The sequence below is a fragment of the Flavobacterium sp. genome (assembly GCF_043760115.1).
In the GTDB taxonomy this organism is placed as follows: Bacteria; Bacteroidota; Bacteroidia; order Flavobacteriales; family Flavobacteriaceae; genus Flavobacterium.
The window spans coordinates 20,712-45,779 of the sequence record NZ_JAYUPK010000077.1 but is presented as its reverse complement, the minus strand read 5'-3'; the positions used below and the strand labels follow the sequence as shown (position 1 = coordinate 45,779).

At 29.2% G+C, this 25,068-nt stretch carries 20 protein-coding genes; 9 read left to right on the top strand and 11 right to left on the bottom strand.

Annotation, left to right across the window (positions count from 1 at the left end; genetic code table 11):
• Positions 1-779 precede the first annotated feature (779 nt).
• From ACH2BC_RS06640 to ACH2BC_RS06625, 4 genes are all read right to left on the bottom strand, one after another.
• Entirely contained in the window at positions 780-1,112 is a 333-nt protein-coding gene (locus tag ACH2BC_RS06640; protein ID WP_395053205.1) for a hypothetical protein, read from the bottom strand.
• A 5-nt stretch (positions 1,113-1,117) separates the two neighbouring features.
• Positions 1,118-1,579, bottom strand: coding sequence for a hypothetical protein (locus tag ACH2BC_RS06635; protein ID WP_395053204.1), 462 nt, complete (start codon positions 1,577-1,579; stop codon positions 1,118-1,120).
• 544 nt (positions 1,580-2,123) lie between these two features.
• The gene (locus ACH2BC_RS06630; RefSeq protein ID WP_395053203.1) at positions 2,124-2,798 is read right to left on the bottom strand and encodes a chitosanase; all 675 of its coding nucleotides are present in this window, start codon (positions 2,796-2,798) and stop codon (positions 2,124-2,126) included.
• 247 nt (positions 2,799-3,045) lie between these two features.
• Positions 3,046-3,705, bottom strand: a complete 660-nt coding sequence (locus ACH2BC_RS06625) for a TrmH family RNA methyltransferase (RefSeq protein WP_395053202.1) — start codon at positions 3,703-3,705, stop codon at positions 3,046-3,048.
• A 123-nt stretch (positions 3,706-3,828) separates the two neighbouring features.
• On the opposite strand from ACH2BC_RS06625, the gene ACH2BC_RS06620 reads away from it, so the two are divergent.
• The 4 genes from ACH2BC_RS06620 (at position 3,829) to ACH2BC_RS06605 (ending at position 7,810) form a co-directional block, all read left to right on the top strand.
• Positions 3,829-4,521: an NAD-dependent deacylase gene (locus tag ACH2BC_RS06620; RefSeq protein WP_395053201.1), complete on the top strand. Its 693-nt coding sequence runs from the start codon at positions 3,829-3,831 to the stop codon at positions 4,519-4,521.
• A gap of 126 nt (positions 4,522-4,647) precedes the next feature.
• Entirely contained in the window at positions 4,648-5,991 is a 1,344-nt protein-coding gene (gene purB, locus ACH2BC_RS06615; protein ID WP_395053200.1) for an adenylosuccinate lyase, read from the top strand.
• A 64-nt stretch (positions 5,992-6,055) separates the two neighbouring features.
• Positions 6,056-7,249, top strand: coding sequence for an AAA family ATPase (locus ACH2BC_RS06610; RefSeq protein WP_395053199.1), 1,194 nt, complete (start codon positions 6,056-6,058; stop codon positions 7,247-7,249).
• A gap of 3 nt (positions 7,250-7,252) precedes the next feature.
• On the top strand, positions 7,253-7,810 hold the full coding sequence (locus ACH2BC_RS06605; protein WP_395053198.1) for a hypothetical protein: 558 nt from the start codon (positions 7,253-7,255) through the stop codon (positions 7,808-7,810).
• A 1-nt stretch (position 7,811) separates the two neighbouring features.
• Here ACH2BC_RS06605 and guaB read toward each other — a convergent pair whose 3' ends face one another.
• Complete coding sequence (guaB, locus tag ACH2BC_RS06600; RefSeq protein ID WP_395053197.1) at positions 7,812-9,284, bottom strand: IMP dehydrogenase; 1,473 nt, start codon at positions 9,282-9,284, stop codon at positions 7,812-7,814.
• A 365-nt stretch (positions 9,285-9,649) separates the two neighbouring features.
• Here guaB and ACH2BC_RS06595 point away from each other — a divergent pair, with 365 nt between their 5' ends.
• Both ACH2BC_RS06595 and ACH2BC_RS06590 read left to right on the top strand, forming a co-directional pair.
• Complete coding sequence (locus ACH2BC_RS06595; protein ID WP_395053196.1) at positions 9,650-10,339, top strand: fumarate hydratase; 690 nt, start codon at positions 9,650-9,652, stop codon at positions 10,337-10,339.
• Positions 10,336-11,034, top strand: coding sequence for a DUF3307 domain-containing protein (locus ACH2BC_RS06590; protein ID WP_395053195.1), 699 nt, complete (start codon positions 10,336-10,338; stop codon positions 11,032-11,034). Before ACH2BC_RS06595 ends, ACH2BC_RS06590 begins: the two co-directional genes overlap by 4 nt.
• A 478-nt stretch (positions 11,035-11,512) precedes the next feature.
• Here the strand turns inward: ACH2BC_RS06590 and ACH2BC_RS06585 are convergent, their stop codons facing one another.
• Positions 11,513-12,376 carry a hydroxymethylglutaryl-CoA lyase gene (locus tag ACH2BC_RS06585; RefSeq protein ID WP_395053194.1) on the bottom strand — a complete coding sequence of 288 codons (864 nt, stop codon included), beginning with the start codon at positions 12,374-12,376 and terminating at the stop codon, positions 11,513-11,515.
• Between the two features lie 63 nt (positions 12,377-12,439).
• On the bottom strand, positions 12,440-13,477 hold the full coding sequence (locus ACH2BC_RS06580) for a quinone-dependent dihydroorotate dehydrogenase (protein WP_395053193.1): 1,038 nt from the start codon (positions 13,475-13,477) through the stop codon (positions 12,440-12,442).
• Between the two features lie 198 nt (positions 13,478-13,675).
• On the opposite strand from ACH2BC_RS06580, the gene ACH2BC_RS06575 reads away from it, so the two are divergent.
• The 3 genes from ACH2BC_RS06575 to ACH2BC_RS06565 all read left to right on the top strand — a co-directional run bounded on the left by ACH2BC_RS06575 (position 13,676) and on the right by ACH2BC_RS06565 (position 20,621).
• The gene (locus ACH2BC_RS06575) at positions 13,676-14,569 is read left to right on the top strand and encodes an ATP-binding cassette domain-containing protein (RefSeq protein WP_395053192.1); all 894 of its coding nucleotides are present in this window, start codon (positions 13,676-13,678) and stop codon (positions 14,567-14,569) included.
• A 37-nt stretch (positions 14,570-14,606) separates the two neighbouring features.
• On the top strand, positions 14,607-15,422 hold the full coding sequence (locus tag ACH2BC_RS06570; protein ID WP_395053191.1) for an ABC transporter permease: 816 nt from the start codon (positions 14,607-14,609) through the stop codon (positions 15,420-15,422).
• An 87-nt stretch (positions 15,423-15,509) separates the two neighbouring features.
• A complete protein-coding gene (locus tag ACH2BC_RS06565) occupies positions 15,510-20,621 on the top strand; it encodes a T9SS type B sorting domain-containing protein (RefSeq protein ID WP_395053190.1) in 5,112 nt (1,703 codons plus the stop codon).
• Between the two features lie 65 nt (positions 20,622-20,686).
• Here ACH2BC_RS06565 and ACH2BC_RS06560 read toward each other — a convergent pair whose 3' ends face one another.
• The 4 genes from ACH2BC_RS06560 to ACH2BC_RS06545 form a co-directional block, all read right to left on the bottom strand.
• A complete protein-coding gene (locus ACH2BC_RS06560; protein WP_395053189.1) occupies positions 20,687-20,845 on the bottom strand; it encodes a lmo0937 family membrane protein in 159 nt (52 codons plus the stop codon).
• A gap of 112 nt (positions 20,846-20,957) precedes the next feature.
• Positions 20,958-21,203 carry a hypothetical protein gene (locus tag ACH2BC_RS06555; RefSeq protein ID WP_395053188.1) on the bottom strand — a complete coding sequence of 82 codons (246 nt, stop codon included), beginning with the start codon at positions 21,201-21,203 and terminating at the stop codon, positions 20,958-20,960.
• Positions 21,204-21,360: 157 nt separating this feature from the next.
• Complete coding sequence (locus ACH2BC_RS06550; protein WP_395053187.1) at positions 21,361-21,792, bottom strand: response regulator; 432 nt, start codon at positions 21,790-21,792, stop codon at positions 21,361-21,363.
• 4 nt (positions 21,793-21,796) lie between these two features.
• Entirely contained in the window at positions 21,797-25,063 is a 3,267-nt protein-coding gene (locus ACH2BC_RS06545; RefSeq protein WP_395053186.1) for a PAS domain S-box protein, read from the bottom strand.
• Positions 25,064-25,068: the final 5 nt, after the last annotated feature.

The following is a 25,068-nucleotide window of genomic DNA, read 5'->3' as shown; positions in this document are numbered from 1 at the left end:
TTCACTAATTCTCACGAATTAAATACTTTGAAATTTCACTAATTTAAAGTGAACTTTTTTCGATACTTTGTCATTCTGACGAAGGAAGAATCTCACCAAACAATTACAAAAAATTTCTACACAAATTTCACGAATTAACACGAATTAAATACTTTGAAATTTCACAAATTTTAAAGTAAACTTTAATTGCTTTTTTGTCATTCTGACGAAGGAAGAATCTCACAATACAATTACAAAAAATTTAACCATAAATCACAACAATTATAACGAATTAAATACTTTGAAATTTCACAAATTTTAACGTAAACTTTTTTCGATACTTTGTCATTCTGACGAAGGAAGAATCTCACCATACAATTACAAAAAAATTAGCCATAAATTACACCAATTATCACGAACTAAAAAGTCTAAAATTTCACTAATTTAGTGTAAACTTTAACTGCTTTTTTGTCATTCTGACGAAGGAAGAATCTCACCATACAATTATAAAAAATTTAGCCACAAATTTCAACAATTCTAATGAATTAAATACTCTAAAATTTCACTAATTTAGTGTGAACTTTAACCGCTATTTTGTCATTCTGACGAAGGAAGAATCTCACCATACAATTATAAAAAATTTAGCCACAAATTACACCAATTCTCACGAATTAAAAAGTCTAAAATTTCACTGATTTTAAAGTAAACTTTAACCTCAAACTTGTCTTTTTGACTAAGGAAGAATCTCACCAAACTTAAAAATTTAAATAAAATTCTAACAAAGATCTTTTCTTAAACAACTACAATCCAACCAAAACTGCCTTTGCTGTTGTATTTATAATAACTTTAATTATGGAATTTTTTAAATTATTCAACTTAATTTTTGATAATCCTGCGGTTTGTAAAGCTTCTAAAACCAATAAGTTTTTTTGGCTTTTTACCAACCATTCAAAGTCATCTTGAGTTAACGATTTATCAACTAAAAGCAATGTCCAACGTTCTAATTTTACTTTAGATTGCTTTAAAAAATTAGTTATATCATTTTCTAATTGGGGTACAAAATCTTTATAATTTTCTTTTAAAAGCTCTAGTAATTGTGCTTTAATTTCGGCTAATAATTTTTCTATATTCATAACTTTTATTTTTGACTGTTTATAAGATTTAGAAGTAAGTTTGCCGATTCTTTATCTTTTTTTACTTCGTATTGAATTAACAAATCAAATGCTTCAATTACTTGTTTTTTAGCTTCTTGCGAAAATGTTGCAGACAATTTATCTTTTTCTTCCCAACGTTTAAAAAATCCTGCCAACAAGTTTTTCTCTTTGTCATTTAAAATGGTCCACATGGCAAATGTGATTTCGTTATTGGGTTTGTTTTTTTCGTATTCTACTAGTTTTTCTATATCAAGAAGTAACTTGTCTATTTGTACTTTATTTGCACTATAAGATGTTGTTGCTTTGTCTATTAAATTGGATGTTTCTACTTTTAATTCGGTAGTTTTTTTATAGGAATATTGATCAAAAAGTGCTGTTCTTGTTGATGTACAAGATACTAATATTATTGAAAAAAATAGTGAAATTTTAATTTTTAGATTTTTCATTGTACAGAAATTTATTGTTTTTTACACGAATTATACCAATTCTCACGAATTAAATGCTTTGAAATTTCACTAATTTTATGCTATTTTTAAATATAATCTTGTCATTCTGACGAAGGAAGAATCTCTTAAAACCTTTAACACGAATTAATCCAATACTCACGAATTAAAAATTTTAAAATTCGACTTATTCAAAGTTATCATTAACAAAAATCATGTCATCCTAAAAAAAAAAGAATCTATTTAAATTTTACCACAAATTGCACCAATTCTCACGAATTAAATGCTTTGAAATTTCACTAATTCAAAGTTATCACTAACAAAAATCATGTCATCCTTACAAAATAAGAATATATTTAAATTTTACCACAAATTGCACAAATTCTCACGAATTAAATGCTTTGAAATTTTACTAATTTAAAGTAAATGTTAACCTCAAACTTGTCATTCTGACGAAGGAAGAATCTCAAAAACACATTCAATAATTTAAAAACCTAAATATCAATTAAATATTGCATAAAATTCAAAATTTAACATCAAATAATAGTTAAGAAATTAAAGTACCATTGGCATCAATAACTTTAGACAAATCCCAATTACTAGATGCAATCAAGTTTTTAAAACAATTTGTTCTGTAAATGGTTTTTTGTAAAATTTTTCTAGAATGATTTGCTAACCAATTGTGACGGGTATCTACATATTGTTTAATCCATTTTTTTTCATCGCCGCCGTTTAATGGAATATTTTCTGGAAAACGTTCTCTTAAAAATGCAGGAATACTACCAGAATGTATGTAATTATCATAAATTACTAACATACTCAATGCATTTTTAAAAAGATTTTTTTCAAAAAAATGTTGTGCTGGTTGGTAATATAGTTTATCAAAAAACTCGTCTTGACTTTGTTGCATAATTACATCTTGGCGTGCCGATTGACGTAACAAGTTTTTAAATGCAACATTATCTACCAATGATTTTTTACAAATATCTTTAATAAATGGTTGAAATTGCACTGCAAACTTGCCATTTTTAACAATATACAATTGCAATAATGCTTTTAAATTACCTTGTTCTGTAGTTTGGCTTCTGCCATAGGTAATTTGTCTAGAATTGTTACTTCCATCAGCATAAATTACAAGCATATCATACTTGCCTTGTTTTGTGCCAGTTTCAAAAACATTTACTACTTGTAGAATTTTTGATTTTTGGGTTGCTGTTATCATAATAAATTGGTTTTAAATTATTAACAGTAAAATTAAAATTATTATTTTGTTTTTTTCTAGGTGTTTTTACTTATTTTTTTATTTTATTTTTTTCTTTTTTTTGGCACGGTCGCAAATCCGCGCTATCGTTGCGTTGATATATCCGCGCTAACTGGGATTCAAATTAATGACCATTGGCAATTTGGCCATTTCGAAGTAAAAACAGAAAAAGGAAAGAATCTTGTTGGAGAAAATGGAGTTGAATTTTTTAAAGATTAATTTTATAATACCGTTCCTCAATTCGTTTAATATCTTTAATAGTATTCTTTGCCCAAAGCAATCTTTTTTCAAGAATATCTTCTTCAGATAATTGCCAATTGATGTTAGATTTATGCAAACGACTCATTAAATTCTGAATAATAATTGCAGCCGAAACTGATATATTCAAACTTTCGGTAAAACCAGCCATCGGAATTTTTAAAAAACCATCCGCTTTTTGTAACACTTCATCTGATAATCCGTCGCGTTCTGTACCAAAGAAAAAAGCACTTGGTTTTGAGATATCAAAATTGTCTAAATCACAATCATTTTCGTGTGGCGAAGTTGCAATTATCTGATAACCTTTACTTTTTAAGGTGGAAATACAATTAGAAATACTTTCAAATCGGTTAACATCAACCCATTTTTGTGCGCCCATTGCAATTTCTTTATCAATAGATTTGGTGTAGCGTTCTTCAATCACATTGAGCTGTTGAATTCCAAAAACTTCACAACTTCTCATTACCGCACTGGTATTGTGCAACTGAAAAATATCTTCCATTGCAATAGTAAAATGATTGGTACGTTTAGATAAAACCTGCAAAAAGCGTTCTTTTCTATTTTCGGTAAGTATGTTTTCTAAAAAAGCTAGATAATCTAAATCGACCATTTGAATAAATATTATTTGGTAAAAATAGTAAAAAACAGTAACTTTAAACTTTAAAATAAATTCCATTTAGTACAATAAATATTAGATTATTAAATAAATCTAAAACAAGTAAATTAAGCATAAATGAAAAAGAAATTGGTTGTTTTAACAGGCGCAGGAATTTCTGCAGAAAGTGGTATAAAAACATTTAGAGATTCTGACGGACTTTGGGAAGGACACAATGTTATGGATGTTGCAACTCCAGAAGGTTGGCGCAAAAATCAAGCGTTGGTTTTAGATTTTTACAATCAAAGAAGAAAACAATTGCACGAAGTTGAACCAAATCTTGGACACAAAGTTCTTGCCGATTTAGAAAAATATTTTGAAGTTTATATAATTACTCAAAACGTAGATAATTTACACGAAAAAGCTGGAAGTACAAATGTTTTACATCTTCATGGCGAATTATTTAAAGTGCGAAGTGTAAAAGATAAAAATTACATTTTAGATTGGAAAACCGATTTGAATAAAACTGATGTTGATGAAAACGGATTTCAATTGCGACCACATATTGTATGGTTTGGCGAAGATGTTCCTGCACTTAAAGAAGCATTAGAAATTACTCAAAATGCCGATTTTTTTGCTGTAATTGGAACGTCGCTTCAAGTGTATCCAGCAGCAGGTTTGGTTGAATATACACCACCAAATATTCCTATTTATTATATTGATCCAAATCCTGGAACTATGCAAAATGTACACAATAAAGTTGAAATTATTCCTCTAAAAGCTAGTGAAGGTTTGCCATTATTGAAAGATAAGTTGCTGAATTTGATTTAAAAAAACTCATAACTCATAACTCACAACTCACAACTTATAACTATTTTTGCATCTTCTAAATAACTAGATTCTGAAACAAACTGAAATAAATTCAGTTCAAGAGTTCAGAATAAACACACAACAAAAATGCAACTAACAGAATTAAACGCAGTTTCGCCAATTGACGGAAGATACAGAAGTAAAACCAAATCATTATCTGCTTATTTTTCTGAAGAAGCATTAATAAAGTATAGAGTTTTAGTAGAAATTGAATACTTTATTTCGCTTTGCGAATTGCCTTTGCCACAATTAAAAAATGTAAATGCTAAAGTGTTTTCAGAATTAAGAAATATTTATTTAAATTTCTCAACCCAAGATGCACTTTGGATAAAAGAATCCGAAAAAACTACCAATCACGATGTAAAAGCTGTTGAATATTTTATCAAGGAAAAATTTGAAAAACTAAATTTATCACAATATAAAGAGTTCATTCACTTCGGATTGACTTCTCAAGACATTAATAATACTGCCATTCCACTTTCTACCAAAGAAGCTTTTGAAAATGTGTATTTGCCAAGTTTGATTGCTTTAATTGCCAAATTAAAAGAACTTGCCATTGAGTGGGCAGCCATTCCAATGTTGGCTAGAACTCACGGTCAACCTGCATCTCCTACTCGACTTGGAAAAGAATTTTTAGTTTTTGTAGAACGTCTTGAAGAGCAAATGCGTTTGTTGTTTAACATTCCATTCGCAGCAAAATTTGGTGGCGCAACAGGAAATTTCAATGCGCATCATGTTGCTTATTCTACAATTGATTGGAAGAAATTTGGAAACACTTTTGTGGAAGAAACATTAGGTTTACAACATTCATTTCCAACAACACAAATAGAGCATTACGATCATTTTGCAGCATTTTTTGATGCTTTAAAACGAATAAATACAATCATAATAGATTTAGACAGAGATGTTTGGACTTATGTTTCAATGGATTATTTCAAACAAAAAATTAAGGAAGGCGAAATTGGTTCTTCTGCGATGCCACACAAAGTAAATCCAATAGATTTTGAAAATAGCGAAGGAAATTTAGGTATTGCCAATGCCATTTTTGAACATCTTTCTGCTAAACTTCCTTTATCTAGATTACAACGTGATTTAACCGACAGTACGGTTTTACGTAATATTGGAGTTCCAATAGGTCATACTTTAATTGCATTTGAAGCAACTTTAAAAGGTTTGAATAAATTATTACTAAACGAACCAAAATTTGCCGAAGATTTAGATAAGAATTGGGCTGTTGTAGCCGAAGCAATACAAACTATTTTGCGTAGAGAAGGTTACCCAAATCCTTACGAAGCATTGAAAGGATTGACAAGAACTAACGAGGTAATGAATAAAGAATCAATTCATAATTTCATTCAGACTTTAGAAATTTCTGATGAAATTAAGAATGAGTTGATGGTTATTTCTCCTAGTAATTATTTGGGGATTTAAAATTTTATAATACTTGTTCAAAATTTGAAATTCTAAATGTATATTTGTATGCTTATATAATTTTATGGAAAATAATCTTTATTTAAAAGAAGTTACTCTTTCTGGGTTTAAATCTATTATTGATGTTAATATTGAATTTCAAAATGGTATAAATATCATTATTGGAAAGAATGCTGCTGGAAAAACAAATTTTTTAAAATTTTTTAATAAAGTATTGTCATTAAAATATGATGAACTTAATAATTTTAAATCAAATTTAATATTTAAAAATGGAAAAGAATTTTCAATTGTTTCAGAAGGAATAATTAATACAGATGATTTATTCAAAACTAAAAAATTAAATTCTACTGTTAAAAGCAAACTAATTATTGCAAAAAAAAGTAAAAAAGAGTCAATAGCGCTTCCAATTGAGCATCAGTTATTAGAAAATAATATTATTTTTAATAATACATTTTTATGCCACGGAATACCTAAAGAATATTTAATTGTTGACACACCATTTTTGTTTAAATTTGATAATAAAAATAAAATCTCTAATGAGGTTTTTAATGTTATTAGAAACATTTCTAATCCATATTTTGTTCGATTAATGCTTTTAGATTTTTTTATTTCTTTTAATTCTAAAGAGCTTAAAAAGTTAAGTATTGATGAAATATTATCTTTCTTTAAAGAATCTTCTAAAAAAATAGAATCACTAAAGAAAGTACTAATAAAATTTTCTCCAATTGAAGATATAAAATTTAGCGATAATTTTAATATTTTTTTAGAAGATGAAAGTTTTTCAATAAATAATATATTTTTAGAATTTAAAATTGACGGTAATTGGCATCCTTTTTCAAATCTTTCTGATGGAACAAAAAGATTATTTTATATAATTTCAGAAGTATTTGAAAATGATATTTATTCAAATTTATCACCAACAAGCTTGGGATTTTATTTTGATAAATCTAAAGTTAGTAAAATCATTCTTATAGAAGAACCAGAATTAGGATTACATCCACATCAGTTCCATAAATTAATGCAGTTTTTAAAAGAAGAAAGTTCTGATAAACAAATTATTATCACTACACACTCTCCTCAAGCATTGGATATTCTGGATAAAAATGAGTTAGAAAGAATTGTAATTGCTTATTCAACTAATCCAAAAGAAGGTACTAAATTAAGACACTTATCTAAAGATGAATTAAATAAGGCAAACGAATATATTAAAGATTATTTTTTGAGTGACTATTGGTTGTATTCTAATTTAGAAAAATAGTTTATGAAAATTGGATTAGTTGGAGAAGCACCTAATGATACTCAATCAATAAAAAACTTGTTAGAAAAAAAGTATCCAAAAGAAAATTTTAATTTCTTTTTTATGTTAAACAATATTAATGGTTCAATGTTAGATAATGATAAAATAACTGGTCTATTAAGAAAAGAATTTGAATTTGAAAAACCCGATTTAGTTATTTTAATCAGAGATTTAGATTCATTATATAATGATTTTAATAAAAGAGTTGAAAGACAAAAGTTTTTTTCAAAATCAAATTCTGTAATTAATAGAAAAGGTATTAGATTATTGCATATTTTTGAGATTGAAGCCCTAATATTATCTGATATTCAAACATTCAATTCATTATATAATACTAATATTGATAATATCGAAAATGTATCGACAATTATTGAACCTAAAGAATTTTTAAAAAATCATACTAAAAAATATACTGAATCAGATAATCCAGATATTTTTAAATTACTAGATTTTGAAAAAACATTAAATTGTTTGTATTTTAAAAATTTTATTAAAAAATTTGATAAACTAATTTCTTTCTAACCTACCTAGAATAATTCGGTGCTTCCTTAGTAATAGTAACATTATGTGGATGACTTTCGCCAATTCCGCTAGTGGTAATTCTAACAAATCGTCCTGTTTCTTGTAAAGTGGCAATATCTTTTGCACCACAATAGCCCATTCCGGCACGAAGTCCGCCAATGAATTGTTGCATACTTTCGTTGAGTTCACCTTTGTATGGAACACGACCTACAATTCCTTCGGGAACTAATTTTTTAATATCGTCTTCCACATCTTGAAAATATCTATCTTTCGATCCATCTTCCATTGCTTCAATAGAACCCATTCCGCGATACGATTTGAATTTTCTTCCTTCAAAAATAATGGTTTCACCTGGCGATTCTTTTGTGCCTGCAAGAAGTGAACCAAGCATTACACAATCTGCGCCAGCGGCAATTGCTTTTGGAATATCGCCAGTATAACGAATTCCACCATCGGCAATTACTGGAACTCCAGAACCTTTTATGGCAGCAGCAACTTCTAAAACTGCCGAAAATTGAGGAAAACCAACTCCAGCAACAACTCGTGTAGTACAAATTGAACCTGGACCAATTCCAACTTTTACTCCATCAGCTCCATTTTCTACTAAATAAATTGCAGCTTCGGCTGTAGCAATATTTCCAACAATAACATCAAGGTTTGGAAATTTAGCTTTTACAAGTTTCAATACATCAACTACACCTTTTGTGTGTCCGTGAGCTGTATCGATAATTACTGCATCAACGCCAGCATTTACTAATGCAGTTGCTCTTTCCAAAGCATCTGCTGTAACACCAAGTGCTGCAGCAACACGTAATCGTCCAAAAGAATCTTTATTGGCGTTGGGTTTTTGAGTCAGTTTGGTAATATCTCTAAAAGTAATTAATCCAACTAATTTATAATTTTCATCTACCACAGGAAGCTTTTCAATTTTATTTTTTTGAAGAATTCCTTCTGCTTCTTGAAGCGTAGTTCCAACTGCAGCAGTAACTAAATTTTGAGAAGTCATTACTTCTAGAATAGAACGAGCATTTATTTTTTCAAAACGTAAATCTCTATTGGTTGCAATTCCTTTTAATAAACCGTTTTCGTCTACTATTGGAATGCCACCAATTCCGTGTTCTTTCATCATCATTTTGGCATCGCCAACGGTTGCTGTTAATGGTAAAGTTACAGGATCGATAATCATTCCGCTTTCGGCACGTTTTACTTTTCGTACTTTGGCAGCTTGTTGCTCAATAGTCATGTTTTTATGCAAAACACCAATTCCACCTTCTTGCGCCATTGCAATTGCCATTGAACTTTCTGTAACAGTATCCATTGCAGCAGAAACTATAGGAACATTTAACGTAATATTTCTCGAAATTTTCGATTGAATATTGACATCACGTGGTAAAACTTCGGAATAATTGGGAATTAGCAGAACATCGTCATAGGTTAAACCTTCGCCAACGATTTTAGTTGTGTGTGCTTTCATTGCAATTTGTAGTTTATGCTGAACTCTTGAACTGAATTTATTTCAGTTTGTTTCAGTATTGTAGTTAAATTGCGAGCAAATATAAGAAAAATTTCGCACTTCAACAAGCTCAGTATGACAAAAATGGAAGATGAAAGTTTTAATAAAATCAGACATGAAATAATGTATTTATAAGTGAATTCGCTTATAAATGTGGTTTATAAGTTAATTCGCTTATAAATGTAGTTTATAAGTTTAAAAGCTTATAAAAGTAGTTTATAAGTTAATTAGCTTATATTTGTATTTTAATTTTAAATTTTTATTTAAAATTGAATTAAATAAAATAGTATATTTGATAGTAATTTTTGTGCTAAAATAATTTTTGTATGAAGAAAGTTGTAGTTATATCTGGCGATATTGTTGCTTACACCAGTTTGGAAGATGCTGAAAAAACAGCGTTAGAAAAACAATTGAAAGCATTTTTTATTGAGATGAAAAAAGAGTATTCGGTTTTTGCACGCATTGTAAAAGGCGATTTTATAGAAATTGTTTCAGAAAATGCCGAAGATGCTTTGGCGATAGTTTTACTAGTAAAAAGCTTTATAAAATCGGTTTCGTTTTCTAAAAACTTAGAGAACAACAGAACCAAATCTTTTAAAAATCATGGAATTAGAATTGCAATGGGTTATGGTGAACTAAGCCGTTATGATGCTAAAAAAGGCATTGTTGATGGTGAAGCGATTTATTTATCTGGGCGAAAAATTAATGAAGAAACTACACACAACAAGCAACGAATTGTAATTAAAAACACCTTGTTTTTTGTTTCTACAGATGAAACATTAAACTATAATATGAATACAATATTGGGATTAATTGATGTTTTAATGAGTAAAGCAACTTCCAAACAATGTGAAATTTTGTACTATAAATTGCTTGGTTTAAACGAAGATGCTATTGCAGAAAAACTAAAAATTAGACAATCGGCGGTGAACCAACACTCAACAAATGTGGGTTGGAATGCTATTGAACGTGCTGTTAAATATTTTAATTTCACCTTTAAAGAAATGAAAGTATGATGGTAAAACTGCTTATTTTACAAGTAATTGCTCACGTGCTGAGTGATTATTTTTTTCAAACCGATGCTAGCTCTAAAGAGAAAAATGAAAAAGGTTTTAAAAGCAAATTTTTGTTGAAACACGCAATTATTACATTTGCTTGCGCTTGGATTTTATCGATGGATGTGAATTTTGTTTTTTGCGCTTTGGCAATTGCTGTTATTCATTATTTAATTGATGGATTGAAGAAAGATTTAAACACGAGTCGGTTTTCATTTTTTATTGATCAGATTTTGCACTTATTTGTAATTTGGGTTTTTGTTTGGATTTTTAACCGCTATTTTGAATCGAATTTACTTTGGAATATTCCTATTTCTATAAAATGGTTGACGATAATTCTTGGTTATTTATTGTGCATAAAACCTGCCAATATTTTTATTAGAGAAACACTTGTGGTTGGTAATATTGAAAGTATTTCGGACACTACTGCCGAATTGAAAAATGCTGGAAAGTTGATTGGGATTTTAGAACGAATTTTGGTTTTGACTTTTGTAATTATTGGAAAACTAGAAGTAGTTGGGTTTTTAATTGCGGCAAAATCTATTTTGAGATATAAAGATACCAATACTATAAAGACTGAATATGTGTTGATTGGAACTATGCTTAGTTTTGGTATTGCTATGTTGGTTGGGTTAGTTATTGGAAAGTTTTACTAAATTCTGAACTCTTGAACTGAATTCATTTCAGTTTGTTTCAGAATCTCTTATACTAATTGCATTAATCCACCGAAAAAGCGGACACGTTTTTACTAATTTAATTGTGTTGAAATTTTATGAAATCTAACTAAATTTTGTCATTTCGACCTTTTGAGAGAAATCACATAATAATGATTAAGTTAATGTGATTTCTCCTGCGTCGAAATGACAAATTATATTTTATTTGCCACTGATTTTTACGGATTAAACAGATTTTCACAGATTTTCAGATTGATTACTGATGATTATTGATGGCTTAGCCCAGATGGAAATGGAAAGCATTTTATTGATGAATTCTATTTTTTGTTGTACTGAAAAAGCGACCAACGGAAGCTCTTTTTAGTGCTTACAAAAAAAGAATTATTGATAAAATCTTGGAATGTATAGCTGGAGATTGCTAAAAAAGAAAATTTGGAGAGATTCTGAAACTAGTTCAGAATTAATGAAACTCGCCAAACAATCGTGAAGCCACGTTGTAAGCGCTTTCAAAACTCATTGGACTAGTGTTAGTATTGACTTTTTGCTCGGTGAAATAGGACAACATTTTTTCGGTTGGCATATTGCCTGTTAAATCGTCTTTTGCCATTGGACAACCACCAAATCCTTGAATTGCGCCGTCAAAACGATGACAACCAGCTTTGTACGCAGCATCAATTTTTTCATGCCACTTTTCTTTTGTGGTATGCAAATGTGCACCAAACTCGATTTTGGGATATTTTGGAATTAAATTGGAAAATAAATAGCTGATAACTTCTGGTGTTGAACTGCCAATTGTGTCGGAAAGTGAGAGAATTTTGACTCCCATTTTATGTAATTTTTCTGTCCATTCACCAACAATATCAACGTTGTATGGATCGCCATACGGATTTCCGAAACCCATTGAAATATAGGTTACGACTTCTTTATTGGATTTATAAGCAATTTCTAGAATTTCTTGCAATGTGATTAAACTTTCGGCAATGGTTTTGTGCGTATTTCGCATTTGAAAATTCTCGGAAATAGAAAATGGGAATCCTAAATACTGAATTTCTTTGTGTTGCGATGCCGAAATTGCTCCTTGAGTATTGGCAATTATTGCTAGTAATTTACTAGTTGTTTTTGACAAATCCATTTGAGCTAATACCTCAGCTGTATCTTGCATTTGTGGAATGGCTTTAGGAGAAACAAAACTTCCAAAATCAATAGTATCAAAACCTACACGAAGTAACGACTGAATGTAAGCCACTTTTCGCTCTGTTGGAATGAACGTTTTTATGCCTTGCATTGCGTCTCTTGGACATTCTATGATTTTTATTTGCTTCATTTAAGTCGCTAAGATAATAAGTTTTTTTTGCCACGAAGACACTAAGACACAAAGTTTTTTATTTTATTTTGTTTTGAGAATTGCTTTGTTAATGTCTCTGATTAATTTTGGTCCTTCATAAATAAATCCAGTGTAAAGTTGAATTAAACTTGCGCCTGCTTCTAGTTTGTCTAATGCATCTTGCGCTGAATGAATTCCTCCTACTCCAATTATTGGAAAAGATTTATTACTTTTTTCAGATAAAAAACGAATGACTTCTGTAGAGCGATTGGTTAGAGGTTTTCCAGATAATCCACCCATTTCAGTTTTATTTTCTGATGTTAAACCATCTCTAGAAATGGTTGTGTTGGTTGCAATTACACCTGCAATTTTGGTTTCGTTTACTATATCTATAATGTCTAGAAGTTGCTCATTAGTTAAATCTGGTGCGATTTTTAAAAGTATTGGTTTTGCACTTCGACTGCGCTCAGTGTGACACATTGCTAAATTCTTATTTTGAATTGTTTGCAAAAGTTCTGTAAGTGGTTTTTTATCTTGAAGTTCGCGAAGATTTGGTGTGTTTGGCGAACTTACATTTACTACAAAATAATCTACATAATCAAAAAGTGCTTCGAAACAAATTTCGTAATCTTGCGTAGCATTTTCATTAGGCGTAAGTTTGTTTTTACCAATATTTCCTCCAATTAATACGTTTTTATTTTTCTTTAATCGTTCTACAGCTTCTTTTACGCCACCATTGTTGAAACCCATTCGGTTGATAATTGCCGAATCTTCTTTTAATCTAAACAATCGTTTTTTAGGATTACCTTCTTGACCAATTGGTGTTAAAGTTCCTATTTCTATAAATCCAAATCCGAAATTAGAGAGTTCTTTATATAATTTAGCATCTTTATCAAAACCAGCTGCTAATCCGACTGGATTTGGAAATTTTAATCCGAAAACTTCTGTTTCTAATCGTTTATCATTTACTAAATATAATGATTTGAAAATTGACGAAAATCCGGGTATTTTAGATAAAAATCTGATTAATGAAAAGGTGAAATAATGTACTTTTTCGGGATCAAAAAGAAAAAGTAAAGGACGGATTAGTAATTTATACATTGTAAAAAGTTGTGTTGTACAAAAGTATAAAATAGATTTCAATTGAAAGAATAATCAATAATTTATAAAATAGTATTTTAAATTATTTAATTAAAAATTGAAAATCAGAACATTATATTCTATTTTAAATATAAATAGTATTTTAAGTAACAAATTGAAAGATGAAACGTCCTACTTATGAATCTTAATATTTAAACTGTGGAAACTATTCTTTCAATTAAAAACCTTTATAAAAATTATGGCAAAATTCAAGCTGTAAAAGATGTTTCATTAGAAATACAAAAAGGAAATGTTTACGGAATTCTTGGTCCAAACGGAAGTGGAAAATCGACTACATTAGGAATTGTACTTAATGTTGTTAATAAAACCTCTGGAGAATATTCTTGGTTTGGAGGAACAATGGAAACTCACGATGCATTGAAAAAAGTGGGTGCCATTATTGAGCGTCCAAATTTTTATCCTTACATGACAGCCAAAGAAAATTTAGAATTGGTATGTAAAATTAAAGGCATAAACTACAGTAAGGTTCAAGAAAAACTAGCAGTTGTAGGTCTAGAAGAAAGACAAGATAGTAAATTTAGAACTTTTTCACTTGGAATGAAACAACGTTTGGCAATAGCATCGGCATTGTTAAATGATCCTGAAATTTTAATTCTAGACGAACCAACAAATGGTTTAGATCCGCAAGGAATTCATCAAATTCGTGATATCATTAAAGTAATTGCATCGCAAGGAACTACAATTTTGTTGGCTTCGCATTTACTTGATGAAGTTGAAAAAGTATGTACTCATGTTTTGGTTTTAAGAAAAGGAGAAATTTTATATACAGGTTTAGTTGATGGAATGTCTAAAAATTCGAGTTTTGTTGAGTTGCAACATGACGATTTAAAAAGTTTGACTGATGCATTAGAAGGTTATCTAGAAAAAGAAAATTATACCATTATTGATGGAAAAGTGCATTTGTTTTCAAAATCTCAAGTAAATCCATCTGAAATAAATAAATATTTAGTTAGTAAAAACATTTTTGTAAATCATCTTGTAGTTAGAAAACACAGTCTAGAAGAGCAGTTTTTAGAACTTACAGGAAAATAAAAATCAGTACAACTAAACTATTTAAAAACATTACATCATGAAAAGATTATTATCTATAGAATTACAAAAAATTTGGAAAAACAAAGCTAGTAGAGTTTTAACAATTGGCTATTTCATATTATTATCATCAATTGCCGCAATTAGCTCGATAAATTTTAAATTTATTGGAATTGACTTTAGAATGGCAGATATGGGAATTTATGATTTTCCTTTCATTTGGCATTTAAACACTTTTGTAGCTGGATTATTTAAATTTTTTTTAGCAGTTGTTATAGTTTCTATGATGTCAAATGAATATAGTTATGGAACTTTAAAACAAAATCTTATTGACGGATTAAGTAAAAAAGAATTTATTTTATCAAAATTTTATACTGTAATTTTATTTGCATTATTATCAACAGTTTTTGTTTTTGTAATGACATTGATTTTAGGATATAGTTTTTCATCTTTTAACGAAACAAGTATAGTGTTTATGGACATTATATATTTATTTGGCTATCTTGTAAAATTAATTGGGTTTTTCTCATTCTGTTTGTTTTTAGGGATTTTAGTAAAAAGATCTGCTTTTGCAATTGGATTTCTTTTTATTTGGTATGTATTTGAAAAAGTTTTAATGCATATGATAGAGATTCCTCAAAAGGTTGCCGATTTTCTACCTTTAGAATCAATGTATAACTTAATAAAAGAACCTATCTCTAGATTTAAAACTGTACAAAGTATTGAAAGTCAATTGTCTGATTCAACAAATATTAGAGATTATTCTGTTCATTGGTATTCAATATTAATAGTTTTAGTGTGGATTTCAATATTCATTTTCTCATCCTATAAACTTTTAAAAAGACGTGATTTATAAGTATTAACAAAGCATTTTTAAATGTTAAATTTATCAAATAAGTAGTTATATTTTTTTTAAATGTAATTTAATTACTAATTTTATCAAATGAAAAAATGCTTACTTTACATTGCTTTAACGTTCTTATTATCAAGTCATTGCTTTTCTCAATTTAGCAAAACACATTATATCCCACCAATATCAAATTCTACTAGCGTTACGCCAGAAGAACAATTTATGTACATTTCTACTCCAAGTACAAGTAATGTAAGTTTTACTATTACAGAAATTGGTGGTGCAATAATTTCTGGAACAGTTTCTAGAGATGTACCATTTGTGTATGATATTGGTTCTACTAATTCTGCTCAATTAATGGTAGATCAATCTAATGCGAGTGAAATTTTAAATAATAGAGGTTATATTGTAGAAGCTGGAGATTTAATTTATGTAACCATTAGAGTTATTGCAGGCGGAGGATTTCAAGCTAGCCAAATTGTTTCTAAAGGTTTAGCTGCTCTTGGTACCGAATTTAAAATTGGTGGTTTTACTAATAATTTATTAAATAGTTTTAATGATAGACATTATACATTTGCCTCCATTCTTGCTACAGAAAATAATACTGTAGTAAATTTTGGAAACATTAAAATTGGAGCCGTTTTAGTAAATAATGTTGGCGAAGGAAATACTCCTTCTAGTATAACATTAAATGCTGGACAAAGTTATGTCATTGCAGTTCAAGGTCCAACAGATGCTAATCGTGATGCGCTTATTGGTTCCTCTATAATTTCTGATAAACCAATTGTAGTAAACTGTGGTTCATTTGGTGGTTCTAATGCTGTTGGAAATTTAGATTTAGGTTTTGATCAAATAGTTCCTGCTGAACGCACTGGAGACGAATATATTTTTGTTAAAAGTACAGGCGTAGATGAAGTAGAACGTGTATTATTAATTGCCAATCAAGACAATACCGAAATATTTTTAAATGGTGCTACAATTGCAAGTTACACTTTAAATACTGGTCAACATGTTAATTTACTTGGAAGTGATTATGACAGTAGCGGAAATTTATATGTTAAAACCAATAGCACAGCTTTAGTAAAAAAAACATTATTTGCTTACCAATGTGTTGGCGACGATAGTAGACCAGATCAAGCCAATCAAGAAATGTTTTTTGTACCACCTTTAAGTTGTCAAACACCTAAAGAAATAAACAATATACCTTATATTCAAGCCATTGGAGCAAGAGATTTTACTGGAAGAGTCACAATAACTACAGTTACTGGTGCTACTTTAAATTTTATTTTAAATGGAGTTTCTTATACTTTATCATCTTTACCAGGTTCAATTAATGTTGTTGGTCCAACTTCTGTTACAGGAAATACCAATTATCAATGTTATGTAATGACTGGTTTTACAGGAAATGTTTCTGTATTTTCTACTGGCGAATTGTATCTTGCAGCTTATGGAAGTGATGGCGCAGCAACTTTTGGTGGATATTATTCTGGATTTATTTTTAAACCAGAAGTTACTTTTCAAGAAATTGATTTAACCCAAACCAATTGTATTCCTAATGTTGAATTGTCTGTAAATACATTGAGTGGATTTGATGTGTATCAATGGTATTTTAATGATGTTGCAATTGCTGGAGCAAATACTAATTCATATACTCCATCACAACCCGGATTTTATTATGTAAAAGCTACACTTTCTGCTTGTGGAATTTTTAAAGATTCTGATAAAATTCCTGTAAGCAATTGTCCAGACAATGATGATAATGATAATTCTAATAATAATGTTGACATAGATTTAGACAACGATGGAAATTCCAACTGTAATGAATCACTTGGAGACCAATCTATAAATATATCCAATATAAATGCTGGCTCAATAAACGGAAATACTTTTACAGGAACAGTAACAACCTCAACAGCAGCAAGTACTATTCCAATTACAGGAAATGCAAACGGAAGTTTTATTTCTGATATTCCAGCAGGAAAAACAAGTTTTGCAACTTATAAATTAACATTTACACAACCTATTTCATTATCATTACAATATAATTTAACTTCTACGCCAACAGATGAATTAAATGCCAATGCTGAATATGTTGTAAATTCTCCAAATAACACAACAATTACTGTAATAAATCCTAGTAATCAATTGTCAATTGATACCAATTATGACGGAATTTATGAAAATAATGTTACCCAATTTTCTTCGTTTGAAATTCGTTTTAGATTAAATAGTACAACGCCACTTGCATCTGGAACTGGAACTTTTAAATTTCAAACCTACAATGCAACTTCAATAAGTTTTACTCATAAAAATTTGTTAGATTTAACTCCAAATCGTGTAAGTTTAAATTTTGTTGCCAGTTGTGTAGGATTAGATTCTGATGGTGATGGCGTTTTTAATAGTCAAGATTATGATTCTGACAATGATGGAATTCCAGATTTTATAGAAAATCAACCTGGAGTTATTCAACCTTTATCTGGTAACGACGCCAATAATGATGGATTAGATGATATTTTTGCAACAACTAATTTACCTGCAAATAATGATACTGATGGAATTCCAAATTATTTAGATTTAGATTCAGACAACGATGGAATTTACGACTTAGAAGAATCTGGAACCAATGCAATTGATGCCAATAATAATGGTGTGATTGATGGAACAAATTTTGGAACGAACGGAATTAGTAATTCAATAGAAACTTTGCCCGATAGTGGAATTTTAAATTATTCAATTGCTGATACTGATGCCGACGGAATTTTGAATTATTTAGAACTTGATAGCGATAATGATTTATGTAATGATGTTATTGAAGCAGGATTTGCAGATGCCAACAACGATGGCTATTTAGGAACAACTTCTCCACCAACAACTACTGCAAACGGAACTGTTTCAAGTGGAACTGCATACACAAATCCAAACAATAATTATACAATTGCTGCACCAATTGTTATTATATCGCAACCTGTAGAATCGATTACTTGCGAGCTTGAAGACGCAACATTTACTATAGATGCAACTTCTATTTCTACTTACCAATGGGAACAATCTGTAGATGGTACAACTTGGACAATGCTTGTTAATAACGCTAATTATTCAGGAGTAAATAATGCAACATTATCAGTTTTAAACGTTGCTATTACTATGAATAATTATAAATACAGAGTGTTTTTAAACAGAACTGGAAATACTTGCGGATTATATTCTGCTGCTGCAAATTTAAAAATCAATGCTTTACCTGTAATTACAACTCCAATTACTTTGATTCAATGTGATGATGATACTGATGGAATTTCTGATTTTAATTTAACTCAAAAAAACAATCAAATTTCTACTAACTCAGTAAATGAAGTTTTTACTTATTATACCAGTTCAAGTGCCGCAGAAACTGAAAACAATACATTTATTATTTCAAATCCAATTGCTTTTACAACAACAAACACTACAGTTTATGCAAGAGTAGAAAACGCAAATGGATGTTATAGAGTTTGTACAATGAATTTGATAGTTTCTGTTACTCAAATTCCAAATTCATTTCAAATTATTGATTTTGTAAAATGTGATGATTTTGTTGATATTGCCAATGATGATAAAGATGGAATTGCAACATTCAATTTTAGTTCTGCAACAGCACAAATTATTAATGTACTTCCAAGTGGAGGAAATTATACCATTAAATATTATAAAAACGAAGCTGATTTTCTTGCAGAAACAGATGCAAGCGGAAACTCGTTAGAAATTCCAATAGCTACAATTTCTAATTATAGAAATAGTGGTTATCCAAATACACAAACTATTTGGGCAAGAGTTGATAGCACAGTTGCCAATGATTGTTTTGGTTTTACAAAATTTGATTTGGTTGTAGAAGCACTACCAATTATAAATAATGTTGGAGTAAATAATATTATTAGAGCTTGCGATGATGACCAAGATGGAATTTTAATTTTTAATACTTCTACTCTTGAAACTACTCTTTTGGGTGGACAAACTAATAAAACTATAGTTTATACAAACCAAGCTGGAGCTATAATTCCAAGTCCATTTCCTGCGACTTACCAAGTTACAACATCACAAATTATATCTGTTTACATAAAAAATAATGAAACCGTTGCAAGTGATGCACCTTGTAATGAAACTGGAACTTTTAAATTTATAGTTGACGATCTACCTCAAGCATTTGATTTACCAATTAATGCATTAACACAATGTGATAATAATGAAACCGATCCGAGTTTTCAAGACGGAAAATATCCATTTGTTACTACAAGTATTCAATCTGATATTTTACAAGGTCAAACAGGAATGGTTGTAACTTATACATTTGCTGATGGTACAACCTCATCAACATTACCAAATCCATTTGAAACAGCAACACAAACAGTAACAGTTAGAGTTGCAAATTTTATAAATGCTACTTGTTGGGACGAAACAGAATTAAAATTTATAGTAAATCCAATTCCAAAAATAAATTTGAATGTAAATGGTCAAGATAACGAGTTGGTTTGTACAAATTTACCAACTTTTATAGTAACATTAGATGCAGCAATTACAGATGGAACACCACAAACTGATTATATTTATCAATGGTTTTTAAATGGAACAAGTATTCCGTTAGCAACAAATTACACTTTAGATGTAAATACAGAAGGAACTTATACTGTAGAAGTTACTAACACTTTTGGTTGTTCAAGTGTTAGAACAATTATAGTAACCGCATCAGTTATTGCAACTATTCAAACAATTGAAATTATAGATTTATCTGATAGTAATTCGGTTTTAGTAAATGTTACAGGAAATGGTGGCGATTATGTTTACAGTATTCAAGAATCTTTTGGACCTTATCAAACTTCAAATTTATTTACAAATGTTGCCATAGGTTTTCACACCGTTTACGTTAAAGATTTAAATGGTTGTGGTATTGCAGAACAATTAATATCAGTATTAGGAGTTCCTAAATATTTTACTCCAAATGATGATGGTTTTAACGATACTTGGAATATTAAAGGAGCAAATCAAGATTTTTATGCCGATTCAATCATTTATATATTTGATAGATATGGAAAATTGATAAAACAAATTTCGCCAATTGGAAACGGTTGGGATGGAACAATAAACGAAAATTTGGCACCATCAGATGATTATTGGTATAGTATAAAATTTGATGATGGCAGAAGTGCGAAAGGACATTTTACTTTAAAAAGATAACAAAAAAAAAGAAAAACTGTACTTAAACAGTTTTTCTTTTACCAACTAAAAATACTAACTTATTTTCAACTTAACGGATTTTTACCTTGAATTACTCTTAAAATAATTGCAATAACTGCAATTACAAGTAATACATGAATAATGCCTCCAGCACTATACATAAAAAATCCTAATGCCCATAATATAATAAGGACTACTGCTACTAGATAAAGTAAATTACTCATAATTTTTGATTTAAAGGTTTGATTTATTTATAATTACAAATTTCAAAAAAATCACGTTGCTATGCGTTACAGTTTATTTTTAAAGATTTATATTATTCACATATACTCTAAGCTAAGAATATAGTTTAAGTTCTTTTTGAAGATTTAAAGCCATTTCAATATTTTCTGATGCCTTTAAACTAAACTTACCAGCCGAACTTATGTTGCCAGCGATATTGCTTTTTATAGCTTCAAGTTCAAGCTTAGAAGCTTTTTCAAGATAATAATAAATTTTATAATGTATGTCTATGCATTTTTGTATTTCAGATATTGAATTTTCTGGTAAACCAATTTTGTGATTTTGTGATGATGCTGACATTGTTATACTATTTCTTTCTTTTACAAAGTTGCATCTTAAACACGACATATAATTTATACATCTTACCCATTTTGTTACATATAACGCACTTTAACATAGAATAAAATACAAAAGCACCACTAAATGTGATGCTTTATTACAATATTGTTAAAATAATTTACATTCTATCTATGTACCAATTGAGTTGCTTTTCAATTTTTTGAGTATGCAATACTTTAGTAATTATTTGTTTTAGTCTAAAAAAAGCAGTTTCACTTTTTACAACATAATCTGTAGCTTTGTGAAGCATACATTCTACAGCTACTTCAATTTTATCTTGCGAGGAAAGCATAATTACAGGAATTTCTTCATTAAATTCTTTAATTTTATCTAATGTTTCCAATCCGTTTATGGCACCTTTTGTAATTCCGTCAAGGTGATAATCTAAAATAACTACATCTGGATTTTCATTTATAGAGGTCAAACAAAGTTCGCCAGATGAAAATGTTTTAATTTCAAAATCGGCATGGTCTAAAAATTCTATTTCTAACGATTTTAAAAACAAAGCATCATCATCAACTAGAAAAAGTTTTATTTTATCTTCTTTCATCATTTTATTTTTTTTTGTAAATATGTAATTCTTCTTGCAATTCAATACACGCTTGTGAACAAATGTTTTCTAATTTGGTAATCATCTCGGCTACAGTATTCTCTTCTAATTGTTCACTTGCATATTCTTGAATTTTCTTAGCCATGTTTTCAAAGTCTTGATGAATGCCTACTATAGAAAATGAAGGAATCATTTTGTGAACTGTAGAATATAAGGTTGCCCAATCTTTACTTTCGTAACTTTTTCGCATTAAAGTTAATAAAGTTGGTGTTTGCTCAAGATACAACGAAATCATTTCAGACATTAATGCAGGATTGGATTTAGTTCGTTGCATTAAATAATTCAAATCTATACATTTTTTAATGTTTGATTCTACTATTTTTTGCTCTTTCTCTAACTCTTTTTTGGTTACTCTTTTTACTATTCCTGTAATTTTACTGTATAATAATTTTTCATCAACAGGTTTAGATATATAATCGTTCATGCCAACTTCTTTACATTTGGCTAAATCTACCGTAGTAACATCGGCTGTTAATGCAATAATAGGAATTTGAGAATGCAATGTGTTTCTTATATATCTAGTGGCTTCAAAACCATTCATTACAGGCATTTGCAAATCCATTAATACAATATCATACTCATTGGTTTCAAGTTTATCAGTTGCAATTTTACCATTGGCAGCAATATCACAAACAAATCCGAAATCTTCAAGTAAAGTTCTCATTAATAATTGATTGAGCGCAATATCTTCTACAACTAGAACTTTAATATTAGTATTTTCATTATCAATAGTTAAGGTTTCTGAATCATTTTCTACCAATGCAGTTGTTTTTAAAAATGGTAGTGTAAAACTAAAAGTTGATCCTTTATCTAAAATACTTTTAACAGTTATTGTTCCGCCTTGTGCTTCTACTAACTGTTTTACAATGGCTAAACCCAAACCTGTTCCTCCAAATAATCTAGAAGTTCCACTAGAAGCTTGTTGAAAATTTTCAAAAATTGTTTCTATTTTATTTTCTGGAATACCTATTCCTGTATCTACTACTGCAAATTCTAAAAAAACTTCTTCTATCGTTTCTTTTATTAAATTTACTCTAACAATAATTTCTCCTTCTGATGTAAATTTTATTGCATTACTAACTAAATTCAAAATTATTTGATGCAATCTAACTGGATCGCCAACTAAAACTTCTGGAATTATTGAATGATATTCTTTAGTTAATTTTAAATTTTTTTCTTGACTTTTAATATCAAAAATATGAATCATTGCTTCAACAGAAAGTGCCATTTTAAACGGAACTTGCTCAAACGACATTTTACCCGAATCTACTTTGGCTAAATCTAAAATATCATTTATTAAAACTATCAACGCATCGCCACTTGTTTTAATTGCATTTAAATATTCTCTTTGTTTTTCATTCAAATCTGTTTTAAGAACCACTTTTGTAAAACCAATAATGGCATTCATTGGTGTACGAATTTCATGACTCATATTAGACAAAAATTGTTGTTTTGCTTTTACAGAATCTACTGCAATTCTTGTTGCTCCTTCTGCTTTAATCAAAGCTTCTTCTGCAATTGCTGTAGAAACATCGGCATGTTCTTTAGCTTCATAAAGTTGATTGGATATTATTTTTTGATAGGTAACATCTCTTGCAACAATTACAACTCCAAGCACATTGCCTAGTTCATCTTTATAAGTTGAGCCATTTAAAAGCACATCAGTTAATTTTCCATTTTTATTTTTAATTGTTAATGGAAAATCTGTTAAATCACCTTTTGAAAAAATTTTTAAGTACAATTCTCTAGGTTTTTGTGACTCGGTAAAATAATCAAAAAAATCAGAATCGGTGAGTTCTTCTCTGCTAGAACCTGTAATATTTATAGTAGCTTGATTCATATCGGTAATTTTACCATGACTATTTATGGTAACCAATGGATCTAAACTTGCTTCTATTAAACTCCTAGAATATTCAAACTGTAATTTTTTTCTAGAAATTTCTAATTCTATATTTTTTTGTTCTAATTTTTTATTAGCATTTACAAGTTCATCAGTTCTATTTTTTATAGAAATTTCTAAAACTTTATTTTCATTTTTTTGATTTTGAATTTCGGTATTTGTACCAATCCAATGTGATATTTCTCCAACATCGTCTTTAACACATTTAACTTTACTTAAATGCCAATTGTAGTTTCCTTTGTTGTCAAGGTAACGAACTTCCATTTCAAAATTAGTATTATTGAGTAACGAACTTTGCCATTCTTTACTAGCTTTTTCAGCATCTTCTGGATGAATAATTGATTCCCAATTGGATTGTACCAATTCTTCCAAATTTTTACCTGTATATTCCAACCATCGTTCATTATAATAATCAGTTTTTCCAGATTTGTCACCATAACTCACTTTTACTGGCATTAAATCGGCTAATCGTCTAAATTTCTCTTCACTTTCTGCAACAGCTTTCTTTACTAGTACTTGCGAAGTTACTTCATAGGCAATTATTAAAATTCCCGAAATTGTTCCATCAACTTCATGATACGCTTGGTAAACAAAATTAAAGTAACACTCATTTAAAGTTTCATTTCTAAACAAACTTACAGAATATTCATAACCATAAAATGCAATTCCAGTCGTAAAAACTTCATTTATTATTTCTGGAAAACCTTGATCTACAACTTCTGGCAAAATTTCAAACAAAGTTTTACCAACTACATCATTGCCTTTACCCCAAACATCTTTAATACTTTCATTGGCAAGAGTTACAATCATTTCTTCGCCTTTTAAAATAGCAAATGCAAAAGGAGAATTAGAGAACATTAAATGAAAACGCTTGTCATTGTCTTCAAGCACTCTTCGGGATTTAATTTGTTCGGTAATTTCAGAAAAAACTACAATTACACCAGTAACTATATCATCATTTTCCAATAAAGGTTGGTAAGTACAATTAAAAAAAAGTTGTTCTGATATTTCGTTTCTTATTATTGTAAGTTCATGTTCTTTTACATTGTAAGGAATGCCAGTAAGCATTACATTTTCTAGTAATTCATTCAATCCTTGCTCTTTTAACTCTGGAAAAGATTCAAAAAGTGGTTTACCAATTATAGCATCTGTTTTATTAAGAATTTCTAAATAAAAATCATTGGCAAATTCTATGATAAAATCGCTACCACGAAAAATAACAACAGCAACAGGTACATTTCTAAAAATGTTAGTTGCAAATGTTTGATTATTGTTGTCTCCTGTAGTGCTATTTATTAGATTTTTTTTCATAAAAT